The 16,950-nt window shown below is 71.4% G+C and carries 13 protein-coding genes; 6 read left to right on the forward strand and 7 right to left on the reverse strand.

Going from position 1 to position 16,950, the window contains the following annotated elements; translation table 11 throughout:
* Positions 1-138 precede the first annotated feature (138 nt).
* The 3 genes from ACFZAM_RS21395 to metH all read right to left on the reverse strand — a co-directional run bounded on the left by ACFZAM_RS21395 (position 139) and on the right by metH (position 6,376).
* On the reverse strand, positions 139-1,698 hold the full coding sequence (locus ACFZAM_RS21395) for an ABC transporter substrate-binding protein (protein ID WP_355333024.1): 1,560 nt from the start codon (positions 1,696-1,698) through the stop codon (positions 139-141).
* 332 nt (positions 1,699-2,030) lie between these two features.
* Positions 2,031-2,732: an HAD-IA family hydrolase gene (locus tag ACFZAM_RS21400; protein ID WP_391048241.1), complete on the reverse strand. Its 702-nt coding sequence runs from the start codon at positions 2,730-2,732 to the stop codon at positions 2,031-2,033.
* 155 nt (positions 2,733-2,887) lie between these two features.
* Positions 2,888-6,376, reverse strand: a complete 3,489-nt coding sequence (metH, locus tag ACFZAM_RS21405; RefSeq protein WP_391048243.1) for a methionine synthase — start codon at positions 6,374-6,376, stop codon at positions 2,888-2,890.
* Between the two features lie 329 nt (positions 6,377-6,705).
* On the opposite strand from metH, the gene ACFZAM_RS21410 reads away from it, so the two are divergent.
* The 4 genes from ACFZAM_RS21410 (at position 6,706) to ACFZAM_RS21425 (ending at position 11,712) form a co-directional block, all read left to right on the forward strand.
* The gene (locus tag ACFZAM_RS21410) at positions 6,706-7,470 is read left to right on the forward strand and encodes an IclR family transcriptional regulator C-terminal domain-containing protein (RefSeq protein ID WP_391048246.1); all 765 of its coding nucleotides are present in this window, start codon (positions 6,706-6,708) and stop codon (positions 7,468-7,470) included.
* Between the two features lie 189 nt (positions 7,471-7,659).
* Positions 7,660-8,448 (forward strand): aquaporin, encoded by a 789-nt coding sequence (locus ACFZAM_RS21415; protein WP_391048249.1) that lies wholly within the window; start codon positions 7,660-7,662, stop codon positions 8,446-8,448.
* A gap of 70 nt (positions 8,449-8,518) precedes the next feature.
* The gene (gene glpK / locus ACFZAM_RS21420) at positions 8,519-10,096 is read left to right on the forward strand and encodes a glycerol kinase GlpK (RefSeq protein WP_355333035.1); all 1,578 of its coding nucleotides are present in this window, start codon (positions 8,519-8,521) and stop codon (positions 10,094-10,096) included.
* Positions 10,097-10,104: 8 nt separating this feature from the next.
* Positions 10,105-11,712, forward strand: coding sequence for a glycerol-3-phosphate dehydrogenase/oxidase (locus tag ACFZAM_RS21425; protein ID WP_355333038.1), 1,608 nt, complete (start codon positions 10,105-10,107; stop codon positions 11,710-11,712).
* On the opposite strand, the gene ACFZAM_RS21430 is transcribed toward ACFZAM_RS21425, so the two are convergent.
* Positions 11,709-12,560 (reverse strand): hypothetical protein, encoded by an 852-nt coding sequence (locus ACFZAM_RS21430; RefSeq protein WP_391048251.1) that lies wholly within the window; start codon positions 12,558-12,560, stop codon positions 11,709-11,711. The two genes, ACFZAM_RS21425 and ACFZAM_RS21430, sit on opposite strands and share 4 nt — an antisense overlap.
* Positions 12,557-13,132, reverse strand: a complete 576-nt coding sequence (locus tag ACFZAM_RS21435; protein ID WP_391048252.1) for a TIGR03086 family metal-binding protein — start codon at positions 13,130-13,132, stop codon at positions 12,557-12,559. The genes ACFZAM_RS21430 and ACFZAM_RS21435 overlap by 4 nt, the downstream gene beginning before the upstream one ends.
* 156 nt (positions 13,133-13,288) lie before the next feature.
* Between ACFZAM_RS21435 and ACFZAM_RS21440 the strand changes: the two genes are divergently transcribed.
* Positions 13,289-14,134 carry a helix-turn-helix domain-containing protein gene (locus ACFZAM_RS21440; RefSeq protein ID WP_355333044.1) on the forward strand — a complete coding sequence of 282 codons (846 nt, stop codon included), beginning with the start codon at positions 13,289-13,291 and terminating at the stop codon, positions 14,132-14,134.
* 145 nt (positions 14,135-14,279) lie between these two features.
* Positions 14,280-14,951 carry a FadR/GntR family transcriptional regulator gene (locus ACFZAM_RS21445; RefSeq protein ID WP_355333046.1) on the forward strand — a complete coding sequence of 224 codons (672 nt, stop codon included), beginning with the start codon at positions 14,280-14,282 and terminating at the stop codon, positions 14,949-14,951.
* A gap of 139 nt (positions 14,952-15,090) precedes the next feature.
* Here ACFZAM_RS21445 and ACFZAM_RS21450 read toward each other — a convergent pair whose 3' ends face one another.
* Together ACFZAM_RS21450 and ACFZAM_RS21455 are read right to left on the reverse strand one after the other, a co-directional pair.
* Positions 15,091-15,945: an amidohydrolase family protein gene (locus ACFZAM_RS21450; RefSeq protein WP_391048255.1), complete on the reverse strand. Its 855-nt coding sequence runs from the start codon at positions 15,943-15,945 to the stop codon at positions 15,091-15,093.
* Positions 15,946-15,949: 4 nt separating this feature from the next.
* Entirely contained in the window at positions 15,950-16,939 is a 990-nt protein-coding gene (locus ACFZAM_RS21455) for an aldo/keto reductase (RefSeq protein WP_355333050.1), read from the reverse strand.
* Between the last annotated feature and the right edge of the window lie 11 nt (positions 16,940-16,950).

Consider the following 16,950-nt stretch of genomic DNA (forward strand, 5'->3'; position numbering starts at 1 on the left):
AGTGGGTGCTCGTGTTGCAAAAGTGGGTTTGTCTTTCTTCAGGAAACGACGAGTCGATGTTCCGGGGTGGGGGGGGGGGGGGGGAACCGCCGCGGCGGCCGGTCCGCGGGGGCGTCACCCCCGCGGACCGGCCGTCCGTCACTTGGAGCCGAGCTCGTAGAACCGGAACATCGTCGGGTCGAGCGCCTTGTCGGCGCCGGTCACGCCGTCACGGATGACCACGGTCTGCTTGCCCTGCCAGAGCGGGATGATCGGGACGTCGTCGGCGACGATCTTCTGGATGTCGGCGAACGCCTGGTCGCGCACCTTGGCGTCGTCGGTGCCCTGCTCCTTGACCAGGAGCTGCTGGATCTCCGGGTTGTCGTAGCCGGTGCCGAGGAAGGGCTGCTTGCCCAGGAACGGCGAGACGTCGTTGTCGGCGTCCGGCAGGTCGGGGAACCAGCCGATCATGTACGAGGCGTACGTGTCGGACTTCTCGTCCTTCTGGTACTGCTGCCACTCGGTGGAGCTGAGCTTCACCTTGAACAGGCCGGTGGCCTCCAGTTGCCGCTTGATCGCGGTGGCCTCGTCGGCCGCCGCGGCGCCGTAGTGGCTGGGGGTCCAGGCGTACGCGATGTCGACGGGGGCGGTGATGCCCGCGTCCTTGAGTATCGCGGCGGCCTTGGCCTTGTCCGGGGCGCCGTACTTGTCCTTGAAGGCCTCGGTGTGGCCCTGGATGCCGTTGCCGACCATGGAGTAGAGCGGGGCCACGGTGCCGTCGTAGGCGTCCTTGGCGATGCCCTCGCGGTCGATGACCTGGGCGACGGCCTGGCGGACCGCCTTCTGGTCGGACGGCTTCACCTTGGCGTCGAAGACCAGGTAGCGCTTCTCGGTGCCGGTGCCGTCGAGCACCTGGATGCCGGAGGTCTTCTTCAGGTCCGCGGTGTCGGTGGGCGACAGGGTGCGGAAGGCCGCGTTGACCGTGCCGTCCTTGACGGCCTGCTTGAGCGCGGACGCCTCGGAGAAGTACTGGAGCACGAACTGGCCGTTGTTGAGCTTGGCCGGGCCCTTGTAGGTCTTGCTGGCCAGGAACGACGCCTGCTGCTTGGGCGTGTACTTGTCCAGCGTGTACGGACCCGAGCCGATGATCTTCGAGCCGTCGAGGAGCTTGTCCTTCGGGAAGGTCTTCTCGTCGACGATCGCGCCCGCGTCGGTGGCGAGCACCGAGGGGAAGGTCGAGTCGGCGTTCTTCAGGTGGAAGACCACCTGGTCGTCGCCCTTGGCCTCGGTGCTGTCCAGGCTGGCGAGCAGGCTGGACGGGCCGTTGGGCGCCGCGATGCCGACCATGCGGTCGAACGAGAACTTCACCGACGCGGCGGTGAGCTTGTCGCCGTTGGAGAACACCAGCCCCGGCTGGAGCGTGCAGGCGTACGTCTTCGGGTCGGTGAAGGCGCACGACTTGGCCGCGTCCGGTTCCGGCGTGGTGCCGCCGGTCGGGAAGTGCATGACCTTCTGGTAGACGCTGTCGATGACCTCCCAGGAGCCGTAGTCGTACGCTCCCGCGGGGTCGAGTGACGACACCGAGTCGATGGTTCCGACGATCACGGCGCCTTTTCCGCCACCGGCCGACGAGTTGTCCTTCTTGCCACCACACGCGGACGCACCGACGGCCAGGAAGGCCACGGCGGCTGCGGCGACGACACGCTTGTTACGTGACATCCAGTGAATCCCCTTGCTCAAATGCCGGTCGTTCGATTCGGCATTGACCAGCAGGGACACTAGCCGGAGGGAGCTACTCCGCTAGAGCACGGCGAAGTTGAGGCGGAATTACATACCGATAACGGGGCTCGGAGCACCGATAAACGGACGGCGGTACGATCCCTCCCCGGCTGGAACATTGCGGACATTCGGCCGCGCCGCACGTCCCGATCTGCGGATCTCATCCAGGCAGGACAGCGCGGTGTCGACCTCCCCGCGCGTGACATAGATCACCAGGGGCCGGATTCCGACCTGTGAGACGCCTCTGGACGGTTCCTATTCAGCAAATACGCTCAGTGAACGCGCGCATTCAAAGCGCGCAGGAAAGGCACGCTCAGCTCTTCGAGCGAACCGACGACCGTACGCCCTGGAGCGGCCTCGACGGGCACCAGCGAGGGCACCGCGACCACCCGGCAGCCCGCCGCCTCGGCGGACGCCACACCGGTCAGGGTGTCCTCGACGACCACACAGGCGGCCGGGTCCGCGCCCAGCCGGGCGGCGGCGGTCAAATACGGCTCGGGGTGCGGCTTGGTGCGGCTCACCTCGTCCCCCGCGACGGTGAAGGCGAAGTTCTCCGCGCCCAGCGTGCGCAGCATCACATCGATGGTCCGCCGGTGCGAGGCGGACACCAGGGCGGTCGGGACGCCGTACGCGGCCAGCTCGGTGAGCAGCCTGCGGGCGCCGGGCATCAGCGGCGCGCCCCGGGCGATCAGCTTCTCGAAGCGGATGTTGACCGCCAGCATCAGCTCGGCCAGCGTCGCGTCCGCGCCGGTGGCGGTGATCAGGTGCCCCACGCTGCGGGTCATCGGGCCGCCGATCACCACCTCGCGGTGCGCCTCGTCCAGCACGTGCCCGAGGTCCGCGAAGACCTCACTCTCCGCCGCCCACCAGATGCCCTCGGTGTCCACCAAGGTGCCGTCCATGTCGAGGAGCACCGCCTGGAGGGCGGGGCCTTGCGCCATACGGGTGTCGGCGACAGGGATGCTGCTGGTCATACGCCCCACTCCTCGGCTCGCGCGGTTCCCGGTGCCGGTCGCGCCGGCCCGTCCCGTTTCCGGGGGACACAAAGGCCGGTCGCCGCGTCCCGCGGACGGGAAGGCGACCGGCCTGCGCCGGACCGTCAAGTGTACGACTCGCTGGTGAGCCGCGCTCAACGCGCGTTGAAATACTTGGCCTCCGGGTGGTGAATGATGATCGCGTCGGTGGACTGCTCGGGGTGCAGCTGGAACTCCTCCGACAGCTCCACGCCGATCCTGCCCGGCTCCAGCAGGTCCGCGATCTTCGCCCGGTCCTCCAGGTCGGGGCAGGCCCCGTAGCCCAGCGAGAAGCGCGCGCCGCGGTACTTCAGCGCGAACATGTCCTCGACCTCGTCCGGGTCCTCACCGGCGAAGCCCAGCTCCGAGCGGACCCGCGCGTGCCAGTACTCCGCGAGTGCCTCCGCGAGCTGCACGGACAGGCCGTGCAGCTCCAGGTAGTCCCGGTAGGAGTCGGTCGCGAACAGCTCGTTGGCCGCCTCGGAGACCCGGTTGCCGACGGTGACGACCTGGAAGCCCACCACGTCGGTCTCTCCGGACTCCTCGGGCCGGAAGAAGTCCGCGAGGCAGAGCTGCCGCCCCCTGCGCTGGCGGGGGAAGGTGAAGCGGGTGCGCTCGGTGCCGTCCTCGCGCAGCACGATCAGGTCGTCGCCCTTGGACACGCACGGGAAGTAGCCGTAGGTCACGGCGGCCTCCAGCAGGCCCTCCGACTGCATCCTGGTCAGCAGCCCGCGCAGCCGGGGCCGGCCCTCGGACTCCACCAGCTCCTCGTACGTCGGACCGGTCGAGCGGGCCTGCTTCAGGCCCCACTGGCCCTTGAACAGGGCGCCCTCGTCCAGCCAGGACGCGTAGTCGGCGAGCTGGATGCCCTTGACGACCCGGCTGCCCCAGAACGGCGGGGTGGGGACGGGGTTGTCGACCGCGACGTCGGAGCGGATCTGGCCGAGGTTGACCGCCTTGTCCGGTCCGTCCGGCTCCGGCTGCTCGCGCTTGGGCACCCGGCGCTGCTTCAGCTCCGGCAGCGCCGCGCCCGGCACGCCGCGCTTGACGCCGATCAGCGCGTCCATCAGCCGCAGGCCCTCGAACGCGTCGCGGGCGTAGCGGACCTCGCCCTCGTAGATCTCGTGCAGGTCCTGCTCCACATAGGCGCGGGTCAGGGCGGCGCCGCCGAGGATCACCGGGAAGTCGGCGGACAGGCCGCGCTGGTTCAGCTCCTCCAGGTTCTCCTTCATGATCACCGTGGACTTCACCAGCAGGCCCGACATGCCGATCACATCGGCGCGGTGCTCCTGCGCGGCGTCCAGGATCGCCGAGACCGGCTGCTTGATGCCGAGGTTGACGACGTTGTAGCCGTTGTTGGACAAGATGATGTCGACCAGGTTCTTGCCGATGTCGTGGACGTCGCCGCGCACGGTGGCCAGCACGATGGTGCCCTTGCCCTCGTCGTCCGACTTCTCCATGTGCGGCTCCAGATACGCCACCGCGGTCTTCATCACCTCGGCGGACTGGAGCACGAACGGAAGCTGCATCTGGCCCGAGCCGAACAGCTCGCCGACCACCTTCATGCCCGCGAGCAGCGTCTCGTTGACGATGTCCAGGGCGGGCCGCTCGGCCAGCGCCTCGTCCAGGTCGGCGGACAGGCCGTTCTTCTCGCCGTCGATGATCCGGCGCTGGAGCCGCTCGTCCAGCGGCAGCGCCAGCAGTTCCTCGGCGCGGCTGGCCTTCAGCGACTTGTTGTCGACGCCGTCGAACAGCTCCATCAGGCGTTGCAGCGGGTCGTAGCCCTCGCGCCGCCGGTCGTGGATCAGGTCGAGCGCGACCTCGCGCTGCTCCTCGGGGATGCGGGCGATCGGCAGGATCTTGGAGGCGTGCACGATCGCCGAGTCCAGGCCCGCCTTGACGCACTCGTCGAGGAAGACCGAGTTGAGCACCACGCGCGCGGCCGGGTTGAGGCCGAAGGAGATGTTCGACAGGCCGAGGGTGGTCTGCACGTCGGGGTGGCGGCGCTTCAGCTCGCGGATCGCCTCGACGGTGGCGACGCCGTCCTTGCGGGACTCCTCCTGGCCGGTACAGATGGTGAAGGTCAGGCAGTCGATCAGGATGTCCGACTCGTTGATGCCGTGGTTGCCGGTCAGGTCGTCGATCAGCCGCTCGGCGATCCCGACCTTCTTCTCGACCGTACGGGCCTGGCCCTCCTCGTCGATGGTGAGCGCGATCAGCGCGGCGCCGTGCTCCTGGGCGAGCGCGGTCACCTTGGCGAACCGGGACTCGGGGCCGTCGCCGTCCTCGTAGTTGACGGAGTTGAGCACCGCCCGGCCGCCCAGCTTCTCCAGTCCCGCCCGCAGGACGTCCACCTCGGTGGAGTCGAGCACGATCGGCAGGGTGGAGGCGGTGGCGAAGCGCCCGGCGACCTCGGCCATGTCGGCGACGCCGTCCCGGCCCACGTAGTCCACGCACAGGTCGAGCAGGTGGGCGCCCTCGCGGATCTGGTCGCGGGCCATCTCCACGCAGTCCTCCCAGCGGCCCTCCAGCATCGCGTCGCGGAACTTGCGGGAGCCGTTGGCGTTGGTGCGCTCGCCGATCGCCAGGTACGAGCTGTCCTGGCGGAAGGGGACCGTCTGGTAGAGGGAGGCGGCGCCCGCCTCGGGGCGCGGCCTGCGCGGGTGCAGGTCCTGGCCGCCGACCCGCTCCACGAGCTGCCGCAGGTGCTCGGGCGTGGTGCCGCAGCAGCCGCCGACCAGGGACAGGCCGTACTCGCGGGCGAACGTCTCGTGCGCGTCGGCCAGTTCTGAGGCCGTGAGCGGGTAGTGCGCGCCGTCCTTGGTGAGCACCGGCAGGCCCGCGTTGGGCATGGCGGACAGCGGGATACGCGAGTGCCGGGCGAGATAGCGCAGGTGCTCGCTCATCTCGGCCGGTCCGGTCGCGCAGTTGAGGCCGATCATGTCGATGCCGAGGGGTTCGAGCGCGGTGAGCGCCGCGCCGATCTCCGAGCCGAGCAGCATGGTGCCGGTGGTCTCCACGGTCACCGAACAGATCAGCGGCAGGCTCACCCCGGCCGACGCCATCGCGCGGTGGGCCGCGATCACGGCCGCCTTGGTCTGGAGCAGGTCCTGGGTGGTCTCGATGATCAGCGCGTCGGCGCCGCCCGCGATCAGCCCCGCCGCGTTGGCCTCGTAGCCGTCGCGCAGTACGCCGTACGGGGCGTGGCCGAGCGTCGGCAGCTTGGTGCCGGGGCCCATCGAGCCGAGTACCCAGCGCGGGCGGCCGTCGGCGGCGAAGCCGTCGGCGACCTCGCGGGCCAGGCGGGCGCCGGCCTGCGACAGTTCGTGGATCCGCTCGGGGATGTCGTACTCGCCGAGCGCGGAGTGGTTGGCGCCGAAGGTGTTGGTCTCGACGCAGTCCACGCCGACCGAGAAGTACGCCTCGTGGACCGAGCGCACGATGTCGGGGCGGGTGATGTTCAGGATCTCGTTGCAGCCTTCGAGCTGCTGGAAGTCGTCGAGCGTCGGCTCCTGCGCCTGGAGCATGGTGCCCATGGCGCCGTCGGCGACGACCACGCGGGAGGCGAGCGCCTCGCGGAGGGCGGCGGCGCGGGGTGCGTCCATCGGCGACGCGGTCGGGGAGGTACGCGTCGGCGCCGTGTTCGTCCCCGATGGGGAGGAACCGGACGTACCAGACGTAGGGGACGACGGAGAAAGCGAGGCCATGGAACGTGCTCCCTGGGATGCGACGGCTGTCGGCTATGCGTTCCCCGTCGGGGCCGACGGATCGGAGGGCGGCGGGACGCGCACCCGGCCAGCCTAGCGGGCCGCACCGTCCGGGCTCGAAGGCATTCCGATGGGCGGACCGTGGTGCCAGAATCATCTCTGAGATGATGACGGTCGACATTGTCGACCGCCGATCATGACACCCCCCTCTGCTTGGAGTGCCGCCGATGCCAGGTCCCATCCAGTCGCTGGAACGCGCGGCGGCGATTTTGCGGCTGCTGGCCGGCGGTGAGCGCCGGCTGGGACTCACCGACGTGGCCTCGTCGCTCGGCCTGGCCAAGGGCACCGCGCACGGCATCCTGCGCACCCTCCAGCAGGAGGGCTTCGTCGAACAGGAGCCGGTCTCCGGCAAGTACCAGCTCGGCGCGGAGCTGCTGCGGCTGGGCAACAGCTATCTGGACGTGCACGAATTGCGGGCCCGCGCGCTGGTGTGGACCGACGACCTGGCCAGGTCCAGCGGCGAGGCGGCGTATCTCGGGGTGCTGCACCAGGACGGCGTGCTGATCGTGCACCACGTCTTCCGGCCGGACGACAGCCGCCAGGCGCTGGAGGTGGGCGCGATGCACCCGCTGCACAGCACCGCGCTCGGCAAGGTGCTGTCCGCCTTCGACCCGGTGGCGCACAACGAGGTGACCGAGCACGAGCGGGCGACGCTCACCGCGCGCACCATCACCGACATCACCGACTTCGAGGCGCTGCTGGACCTCACCAGGGCGCGCGGCTGGGCCGCCGACCTGGAGGAGACGTGGGAGGGCGTGGCCTCGGTCGCGGCGCCCGTCTACGACCGGCGGCGGATGCCGGTGGGCGCGGTGGGCATCACCGGCGCCGTGGAACGGGTCTGCGACGAGGGCGGCATCCAGGCCCGGCTGGTGGCGGCGGTACGGGACTGCGCCCGCGCCGTCTCCCGCGATCTGGGCGCCGCCCGCTTCTGATCCGCCCCGCCCGTATCCGGCCCACGACGACGCGCCCGCGCGGCCTTCTTCCGCGTTTCACCGTCCACTCCTCTTGACCTGCCGCTCCCGGAGAGAAAATATTCGCTGTACGGTCGACATTGTCGAACGCCGGACGCGATTCGGGTCGCCCGTGCCCTGACGTAAAGACACTTGGACAAAGGAGTCGCTGTGTCCAACGGCCATATCTTCATCGGCGAGACCTTCGGCACCGCCGTGCTCATCCTGCTCGGTGGCGGCGTCTGCGCCGCCGTCACGCTCAAGAAGTCGAAGGCCCGGGGAGCGGGCTGGGTCGCCATCTCCTTCGGCTGGGGATTCGCGGTGCTCGGCGGCGCCTACATCGCCAACGGCTACTCGGGCGGCCAGCTCAACCCGGCGGTCACCCTCGGCGTGGCGATCAAGACCGGTGTGTGGCACACCGTGCCCTTCTACCTGATGGGGCAGTTGCTCGGCGCGATGATCGGCGCCTTTCTGGTGTGGGTGGCCTACCTGGGCCAGTTCCAGGCGCACTTGACCGACCCCGAGATCGTCGGCGCGGGCACGACCTCCCCCGAGGGCCCGGAGACCGACCGCAAGGGGCAGCCCGCGGGACCCGTGCTCGGCATCTTCTCCACCGGACCCGAGATACGGAACCCGGTGCAGAACCTCCTCACCGAGGTCATCGGCACCGCCGTCCTGGTGCTCTTCATCCTCACCCAGGGCATGACGACCGGACTCGCGCTCAACGGCACCGGCATCCTGCTCACCGCGCTCCTCGTCGTCGGTATCGGCCTGTCGCTCGGCGGCCCCACCGGGTACGCGATCAACCCGTTCCGCGACCTCGGCCCGCGTATCGTGCACAGCCTTCTGCCGCTGCCCAACAAGGGCGGCTCGGACTGGAGCTACGCGTGGATCCCGGTGCTGGGCCCGCTGGCCGGCGCCGCGATAGCCGGCGGCCTGTACAAGCTCGCCTTCACGTAGGGCCGCCGCGAGACCGCCACGCCCACTCCCCCGCAGCCACTTCCCCCGCGCAGATCCCGAGGAGCACCACGTGACCGACACCACCGCCGCCGCCGGCACCCACTCGCACGGCACCGGCCCGTTCATCGCCGCGATCGACCAGGGCACCACGTCGAGCCGCTGCATCGTCTTCGACCGGGACGGCCGGATCGTCGCCGTCGACCAGAAGGAACACGAGCAGATCTTCCCCAAGCCGGGCTGGGTGGAGCACGACGCCGCCGAGATCTGGACCAATGTCCAGGAGGTGGTCGAGGGCGCCATCGCCAAGGCCGCCCAGGACAACGAGGGCTTCAGCGCCGCCGACGTCAAGGCGATCGGCATCACCAACCAGCGCGAGACCACCCTGCTGTGGGACAAGAACACCGGTGAGCCGGTGCACAACGCGCTGGTCTGGCAGGACACCCGCACCGACGTGCTCTGCCGCGAACTGGGCCGCAACGTCGGCCAGGACCGCTTCCGGCGCGAGACCGGCCTGCCGCTCGCCTCGTACTTCGCCGGGCCCAAGATCCGCTGGCTGCTGGACAACGTCGAGGGCCTGCGCGAGCGCGCCGAGCGCGGCGAGATCCTCTTCGGCACCATGGACTCCTGGGTGATCTGGAACCTCACCGGCGGTGTAGACGGCGGCCGGCACGTCACCGACGTCACCAACGCCTCCCGCACCCTGCTGATGAACCTGCGCACCCTGGACTGGGACCACAAGATCCTGGAGTCGATCGGCGTACCCGCCGCCGTACTGCCGGAGATCCGTTCCTCCGCCGAGGTGTACGGCAGCACGGTCGGCGGCGTGCTGGACGGCGTGCCGGTGGCCTCCGCGCTCGGCGACCAGCAGGCGGCGCTGTTCGGGCAGACCTGCTTCGCCGAGGGCGAGGCCAAGTCCACCTACGGCACCGGCACCTTCATGCTGATGAACACCGGTGAGACCCCGGTCAACTCCTACAACGGCCTGATCACCACCGTCGGCTACCGGATCGGCGACGACGCGCCGGTCTACGCGCTGGAGGGCTCGATCGCCGTCACCGGCGCGCTGGTGCAGTGGATGCGCGACCAGATGGGGCTGATCAGCACCGCCGCCGAGATCGAGACGCTGGCCTCGTCCGTCGAGGACAACGGCGGCGCCTACTTCGTACCGGCCTTCTCCGGCCTGTTCGCCCCCTACTGGCGCGACGACGCGCGCGGGGTGATCGCCGGGCTGACCCGTTACGTCACCAAGGCGCACATCGCGCGCGCCGTGCTGGAGGCGACGGCCTGGCAGACGCGGGAGATCGCCGACGCCATGACCAAGGACTCCGGCGTCGAACTGGCCGCCCTCAAGGTCGACGGCGGCATGACCTCCAACAACCTGCTCATGCAGACCCTGGCCGACTTCCTGGACGCGCCCGTGGTGCGCCCGATGGTCGCCGAGACCACCTGCCTGGGCGCGGCCTACGCGGCCGGTCTCGCGGTCGGCTTCTGGCCCGACACCGAGGCACTGCGGGCCAACTGGCGGCGCGCCGCCGAGTGGACCCCGCGCATGGACGCGGCCCAACGGGACCGCGAGTACAAGAGCTGGCTCAAGGCCGTGCAGGCCACGATGGGCTGGCTCGAAGAGAGCACCGCAGAGGAGCACTGATTCACCCCATGACCACCTCGCAGCGCGTTCCCGCCCTGGGTTCGCATCCGACCGCAGGCGCCAACCCCGGCAGGGCCGAGACCCGGGATCTGCTCGGCCGTGCCACGTACGACCTGCTGGTGATCGGCGGTGGCATCCTCGGCATCACCACCGCCTGGCACGCCGCGCAGTCGGGGCTGCGGGTGGCCATGGTGGACGCCGGTGACTTCGCCGGGGCCACCTCCTCCGCCTCCTCCAAGCTGCTCCACGGCGGCCTGCGCTACCTCCAGACCGGCGCGGTGAAGCTGGTGGCGGAGAACCACCTGGAGCGGCGCGCGGTCTCCCGTGACATCGCGCCGCACCTGGCCAACCCCCTCACCTTCTATCTGCCGGTCTACAAGGGCGGCCCGCACGGCGCGGCCAAGCTCGGCGCGGGCGTCTTCGCGTACTCGGCGCTGTCCGCCTTCCGCGACGGCGTCGGCCATGTGATCAGCCCGGCCAAGGCCGCGCGGGACGTGCCCGAGCTGCGGACCGACAATCTGCGCGCGGTCGCCGTCTACGAGGACGGGCAGATGAACGACGCCCGGATGGCGCTGATGACGGTACGGGCCGCGGTAGACGCGGGCGCGACCGTGCTCAACCACGCCGAGGTCACCGGGCTGCGCTTCACGCGGGGCCGGGTCACGGGCGCCGATCTGCGCGACCGCGTGGACGGCACCGAATTCGGGGTCGACGCGCGGCTGGTGCTCAACGCCACCGGGCCGTGGGTGGACCACCTGCGGCGGATGGAGGACCCGGCCGCGGCGCCGTCGATCCGGCTGTCCAAGGGCGCGCACCTGGTGCTCAAGCGGCACTCGCCGTGGCGGGCGGCGCTGGCCACCCCGATCGACAAGTACCGCATCACCTTCGCCCTGCCCTGGGAGGACATGCTGCTGCTCGGCACCACGGACGAGGTGTACGAGGGCGATCCGGCCGATGTGCGGGTCACCGAGGCCGACATCGCGCAGATCCTGGACGAGGCGGCCTTCTCCGTCCGCGACCAGCAGCTCTCCCGCGACCTGATCACGTACTCCTTCGCGGGTCTGCGGGTGCTGCCCGGCGGTCCCGGCGACACCTCGAAGGCCAAGCGGGAGACGGTCGTCACCGAGGGGACCGGCGGGATGCTGTCGGTGGCGGGCGGCAAGTGGACCACCTTCCGGCACATCGGCCGCACGGTGATGACCAAGCTGGCCGAGCTGCCCGGGCATCCGCTGTCCGACGACATGGAGCCGATGTCGTCGCTGCCGCGCCGGGCCCCGCTGCCCGGTTTCGCCAGCCCCGACGCGGTCGCCCACCGGCTGCTGATCGACGGCGACGCGCCGGGACCGCGCATGGCGGCCGACACCGCCAGGCACCTGGCCACCCACTACGGCTCGCTGGCCTTCGACATCGCGCGGCTGGCCAACGAGGACCCGGAGCTGGCCCGGCGCGTGCACCCGGACGCCCCGGAGATCTGGGCCCAGGTCGTCTACGCCCGCGACCACGAGTGGGCGCAGGACGCGGACGACGTGCTGCGGCGGCGGACGACGCTGACCATCCGCGGTCTCGACACGCCGGAGGTGCGGGAAGGGGTCGAGCGGGTGCTTCGCCGGGACTAGGGAGTGGGGGCCGCCGTCCCTGCGGGCGGTTCCGTCGCGGCGGCCTCGGCCGTCCCGGCGGGCTGGGTTGTCTCGGCGGGCTGGGCCGTCTCGGCGGTCAGGCGGTCGAGTTCGGCGAACAGGGCGGTCGGGGCGGGGCGGCCGGTCCTGGGCAGCAGGGTCAGCCAGCGGTCGCGGCCCTCGTGCCAGAGGCTCACGGGGTTGGCCTCTGCCACGGCCGCGATCGTACGGGCGGGCAGCTCGGCCTCCGCGGCGCGCGACGGCGTCAGCCAGTGCGCGGTGCTGTCCTCGGCGAGCCGGGCCATCCACAGCACATGGCGGGCCGCGTGCCAGAGCGCGTCCCGCGCGCGCAAGTGCTCGCCGCGCGCGGTGACGTGCAGCGCCAGCACCAGCCAGTTGGCGAACCGGCCGCACAGGTCGGCGATCTCGTCGGGCGCCGCGGGGAGCACGGGGTGCTCGGGCACCGCTTCGAGCACGGGCGTCAGCAGCCCTTCGCGGTCGACGACCACCATCCGCTCGACGGCGGCGCCGCGCGCGGGCCAGGTGGCGACCGTCGGGATGTCGTCGGTGGTCGCGAAGTGGAATTCGCCGCGCACCGGGCCCGGGAAGAGCACGACATGGCTGCCGAATTCGTTGAGCAGCACCAGATTGGCCGGGGCGATCCCCCGGCACCACTGCTCGGGGTCCACTTCCGCGCGCCGCTCCGGGTCGAAGAAGAGCCAGAATTCGACGTCGCTGTGGGCGTCGCCCTCCCCCGCGGCGAAGGAGCCGTACATCAGTGCCGCGCCGAGGCGTTCGTCGGCGCGGCACATGTCCCGTACCCGGGCGATGAGGTCGTGCTGGATCATGCCGCCCAGTATGGGTCGCGGCCGGACAGGGCGACAGCGGTTTCGAAGTCGGTGGCCCCGGCGGGCGGTTCGACCGGTTCCGCGAAGCCCTTGTACTGCCGGAACATCTCGGCCTGCTCGCGCACGACGGCCAGCAGCAGGGCGCCGGACTTCTCGTCGGCCCTGAACTCCTGCCCGGTGGCCTTGGCGACGTCCCAGCCGTGCAGCAGCAGCTCCATGAAGAGCATTCCGGCGATGTCCTTCGCGGGCATCGCCATGCCGCCCATGTCCAGCTCGCCCTCCCAGGCGGCCGGGTCGGCCCAGGCGTCCGCGGCCCGGTCGAGCTGCCGCGCGTAGGCGGCGGCCCAGCCGGGCTCCGCGGTGAAGTCGCGCTCGCCGAGGTCGGCGGGGTGCGGCTCCTTGCGGGCGCGCAGCTCCATGCCGAGGCCGGTGTACGCGACCCAGTGGTTGATCAGGGTGCGGGTGTCGTAGTCGGGACAGGGCGTGGGGCCGGTGAGCTGGTCGTCGGTGATCCCGGCGGCGACCCGGGCGGCCTCCGCGGCACTGTCGGCGATCTGTGCGTGGAAGTTCATGCCCTCGACGCTAGGCGCGACCGGGGACGGCGGTCTTGAAGAAACGCGACACCCGGCCCGTGTCGCGCGGCCGCGCCGTTGTCGGTGCCCGTGCGTGCCCGTGCGTGCCCGCGCGTGCCCGCGCCGTTGTCAGTGGCCGCGTTTACAGTGACGGGCATGAGCGGGCACGGGCTGGGGCGCGGGGTGCTGAGGCCGGAGGCGACGGGCGGGCGCGTCGAAGTACGGCGGCAGCAGCCGCGGCCCGCGCTGGCGGCTCTGGTCGACTTCTACTGGAATCCGCGCTGGGACCTGCGGGGGCGGCCGGACCACGAGCAGAAGGTGCTCGCCCACCCCAATGTCCATCTGGTCTTCGAGGCCCCTGAGCCACTGGTGTACGGGGTGCAGCGGGGGGTGTTCAGCCGCGTGCTGCACGGGCGCGACCAGGTGTTCGGGGTGAAATTCCGGCCGGGCGCCTTCCGGCCGTTCATCGACGGGCCGGTGGCGGAGCTGGCCGACCGCGCGGTGCCCGCGGCCGGTCTGCTGGGCGGCCCGGCCGGGGCCGTCGAGGCGCTGAGCCGGGAGATCCTGGCACTGGACGACCTGGCGGCGATGACGGCGCTGGCCGAGGAGTATCTGCTGGAGCTGCTGCCCGGCACCCGGCAGGACCCGGTGGTGGCCGAGGTGGCGGACCTGGTCGAGAGAATCGAGAGGGGTGTCCCCCCGGCCGATGAGCGCGGGAGGATCACCGCCGGCCCGCAGTTCTTCCGGGTGGACGAGCTGGCCCGCGAGCTGGACCTGCCCGTACGGCGGCTCCAGCGGCTCTTCGCGGAGTACGTGGGGGCGAGCCCCAAGTGGGTGCTGCGCCGGGCCCGGCTGCACGAGGCCGCGGCCCGCGCGGACGGCGGCGCCGACATCGACTGGGCCGCGCTCGCCGCCGACCTGGGCTATGCCGACCAGGCGCACCTGACCCGTGACTTCACCGCGGCGGTCGGCGCGCCGCCGAGCCGGTACGCGAGCCGCTGAGCCCGTACGGGGGGCGGTTCGGCCGGTACGCGGGCGGCTGTGCCCGGTTCCGGCCGTTGTTAGGCGTTCCGGCGCGCCGGGCCCATAATGGGGCCTCATACATCGGAGGTCTGGCGGCGGCGGGACCTGAACAGGGGAGGCGCTGATGGCGGTCACCGACGAGGCCATCGAGAGGATCAAGGAGATGATCGTCTCCGGGGCGCTGCGTCCGGGCGACCGGCTCCCCAAGGAGAGCGAACTCGCGGCCGAGCTGGGACTGTCCCGCAACTCCCTGCGTGAGGCCGTCCGCGCCCTCTCCCTGATCCGCATCCTCGACGTCCGCCAGGGCGACGGCACCTACGTCACCAGCCTCGACCCGCAGCTCCTGCTCGAAGCCCTCAGCTTCGTCGTGGACTTCCACCGCGACGACACCGTGCTCGAATTCCTCGCGGTCCGCCGCATCCTGGAACCCGCCGCCACCGCGATGGCCGCCGTCCGCATCTCCGTCGAGGAGCTGGACGCCCTCGAAGGCAAGCTGGACGCGCTCGGCCCGCAGCCGTCCGTCGAGGAACTGGTCGCCTCCGACCTGGAGTTCCACCGCGGCATCGTCCAGGGCTCGGGCAACTCCGTGCTCTGCTCGCTGCTCGACGGTCTGTCAGGACCCACCACCCGCGCGCGCGTCTGGCGCGGCATCACCCAGGTCGACGCCGTCAGCCGCACGCTGCACGAGCACCGGGCCATTCTCACCGCACTGCGCGACCGCGACGCCGAGGCTGCCCGTTCGTGGGCGACGGTGCATGTCGCCAGCGTGGAGCAGTGGCTTCGCTCAACGCTTTAGCCCACCGGGCGGGGGGAGGGCGCGAAACCTGTGCGTTCGCCCTCCGTAGGGCCTCGCTTTCCGCCCCTAGAACTCGGCCTGCCGCCCCGGCGAACGACCCGTCCGGGGCCGCGCCTCTGGGAGCAGGCGCTGCACTGGCTCAGGGGCCCGACGGGGGCAGGTTCAGGGCGTAGAGGCGAGCGGCGTTGCGGCCGAGGACGGCGTCGCGGGCGGCGGGGGTGAGAGGGGAGAGGGCGGCCTCGGCGAGGGCGACGACGGAGGAGTAATCGGCGGCGAGGGTGCACACGGGCCAGTCGGAGCCGAAGAGGAGCCGGTCGGGCCCGAAGGCGGCCAGGAGATGGCGGGCGTAGGGCAGCACGTCGGCGACCCGCCACCGGTGCCAGTCGGCCTCCGTGACGAGCCCGGAGAGCTTGCACGAGACGTTCGGCAGCGCCGACAGCTCGGTCATGGAGGCGGCCCACGGCTCCCAGCCTCCGCCGCCGACCGGCGGCTTGGCGCCGTGGTCGAGGACGAACCGCACCTCGGGCAGCGCCCGCACCGTGTGGATGGCGGCGGGGAGCTGGTCGACGGTCACGAGCAGGTCGTAGACGAGCCCCGCGGCGCCGACGGCGGCGAGGCCGGACCTGACGTCGGCGCGCGCCAGCCATCCGGGGTCGGCCTCGTCCTGGACCTGATGCCGTATGCCGACCAGGGGTCCGAGGGCGGCCAACGCGCCCAGGGTGCCGGGGAGTTCGGGCGAGGTGAGGTCGGCCCAGCCGACGACCCCGGCGACCCGGCCGCCGGAGTCGCGGGCGAGGGCGAGGAGTTCGCGGGTCTCGTCGAGCGAGGAGCTGGACTGGACGAGCACGGTGGCGTCGATCCCGTGCGCGTCCAGCAGCGGAAGGAGTTCCGCGAGGCGGAACGTCCGGGCGATGGGGTCGAGTTCAGCCCCGGTCAGCCACGGCTGGGGGCGCCGTTCGAGGTCCCACAGATGGTGGTGGGCGTCGATCCGCATCGGGTCAGGCCCCCTCGGCGGGAGCCCTGAGCGGCAGCGGCGCGTCCTTGTCCAGCAGCCCGCGGGCGACCAGAGCGTGCCAGAGCGCGTCCGGGATGTCGTACGAGAACAGCTCCGCGTTGTCGCGCACCTCGGCGGCGTTGGCGGCGCCCACCACGGCCGAGACCACCGAGGGGTGCGCGAAGGGGTAGCGCAGCGCGGCGGCGCGCAGCGGGACGTCGAACTCGGCGCAGACGGCGGCGATGTGCTGGGCGCGGGCCAGGATCTCCGGTGGCGCTTCGACGTAGTTGTAGTGCGCGCCGGGTCGCGGGTCGGCCAGCAGGCCCGAGTTGTAGACGCCGCCCACGACGACCTTCGTACCGCGCCGTTCGCAGGCCGGCAGCAGGTCGTCCAGCGCGGTGCGTTCCAGCAGCGTCCAGCGGCCCGCGCACAGCACGACGTCGACATCGAGGTCCGCGACGAGGCGGGCGAGGATGTCGCTGTAGTTCATGCCGAAGCCGATGGCCTTGACCACGCCCTGGTCGCGCAGGTCGGCCAGGGCGGCGAAGCCGGTGTCGTAGATCTCCGGCAGGTGGTCCTCGGGGTCGTGCAGATAGACGATGTCGACGGCGTCCACGCCGAGCCGTTCCAGGGAACCCTCCAGCGTGGCGCGGATGCCGTCGGCGGTGTAGTCCCACTCCCGCGCGCGGGCCGGGGAGTCGGTGAAGCCCTGGCCGTCCGGGGCCTCGCCCGGCCGCAGGTCGCGCAGCCTGCGGCCGACCTTGGTGGAGAGCACGTACGTGGAGCGGTCCCGTCCGGCCAGCGCCCGGCCGAGCCGTTCCTCGGACCGGCCGAGACCGTAGTGCGGCGCCGTGTCGAGGTACACGGGCCCCGCGGCCCCCGTCTCGAAGGCGGCGGCCACGGTGGCCTCGGCCTCCTCCTCGGTGACGGCGCGGTAGAGGTTGCCCAGCGGCGCGCAGCCGAGGCCGAGCCGGGGCAGTACCGGTACGGGCATGGTGACGTTCT

Source organism: Streptomyces sp. NPDC008079, assembly GCF_042957385.1.
Classification (GTDB): domain Bacteria; phylum Actinomycetota; class Actinomycetes; order Streptomycetales; family Streptomycetaceae; genus Actinacidiphila.

Excerpts from the sequence above, each read along its gene's own strand:
- metH (WP_391048243.1), bottom strand. The coding sequence starts at position 6,376 with ATGGACGCACCCCGCGCCGCCGCCCTCCGCGAGGCGCTCGCCTCCCGC.
- ACFZAM_RS21440 (WP_355333044.1), top strand. The coding sequence starts at position 13,289 with ATGAGCGGGCACGGGCTGGGGCGCGGGGTGCTGAGGCCGGAGGCGACG.
- ACFZAM_RS21455 (WP_355333050.1), bottom strand. The coding sequence starts at position 16,939 with ATGCCCGTACCGGTACTGCCCCGGCTCGGCCTCGGCTGCGCGCCGCTG.
- ACFZAM_RS21395 (WP_355333024.1), bottom strand. The coding sequence starts at position 1,698 with ATGTCACGTAACAAGCGTGTCGTCGCCGCAGCCGCCGTGGCCTTCCTG.
- ACFZAM_RS21450 (WP_391048255.1), bottom strand. The coding sequence starts at position 15,945 with ATGCGGATCGACGCCCACCACCATCTGTGGGACCTCGAACGGCGCCCC.
- ACFZAM_RS21435 (WP_391048252.1), bottom strand. The coding sequence starts at position 13,132 with ATGAACTTCCACGCACAGATCGCCGACAGTGCCGCGGAGGCCGCCCGG.
- ACFZAM_RS21425 (WP_355333038.1), top strand. The coding sequence starts at position 10,105 with ATGACCACCTCGCAGCGCGTTCCCGCCCTGGGTTCGCATCCGACCGCA.
- ACFZAM_RS21410 (WP_391048246.1), top strand. The coding sequence starts at position 6,706 with ATGCCAGGTCCCATCCAGTCGCTGGAACGCGCGGCGGCGATTTTGCGG.
- ACFZAM_RS21430 (WP_391048251.1), bottom strand. The coding sequence starts at position 12,560 with ATGATCCAGCACGACCTCATCGCCCGGGTACGGGACATGTGCCGCGCC.
- ACFZAM_RS21400 (WP_391048241.1), bottom strand. The coding sequence starts at position 2,732 with ATGACCAGCAGCATCCCTGTCGCCGACACCCGTATGGCGCAAGGCCCC.
- ACFZAM_RS21445 (WP_355333046.1), top strand. The coding sequence starts at position 14,280 with ATGGCGGTCACCGACGAGGCCATCGAGAGGATCAAGGAGATGATCGTC.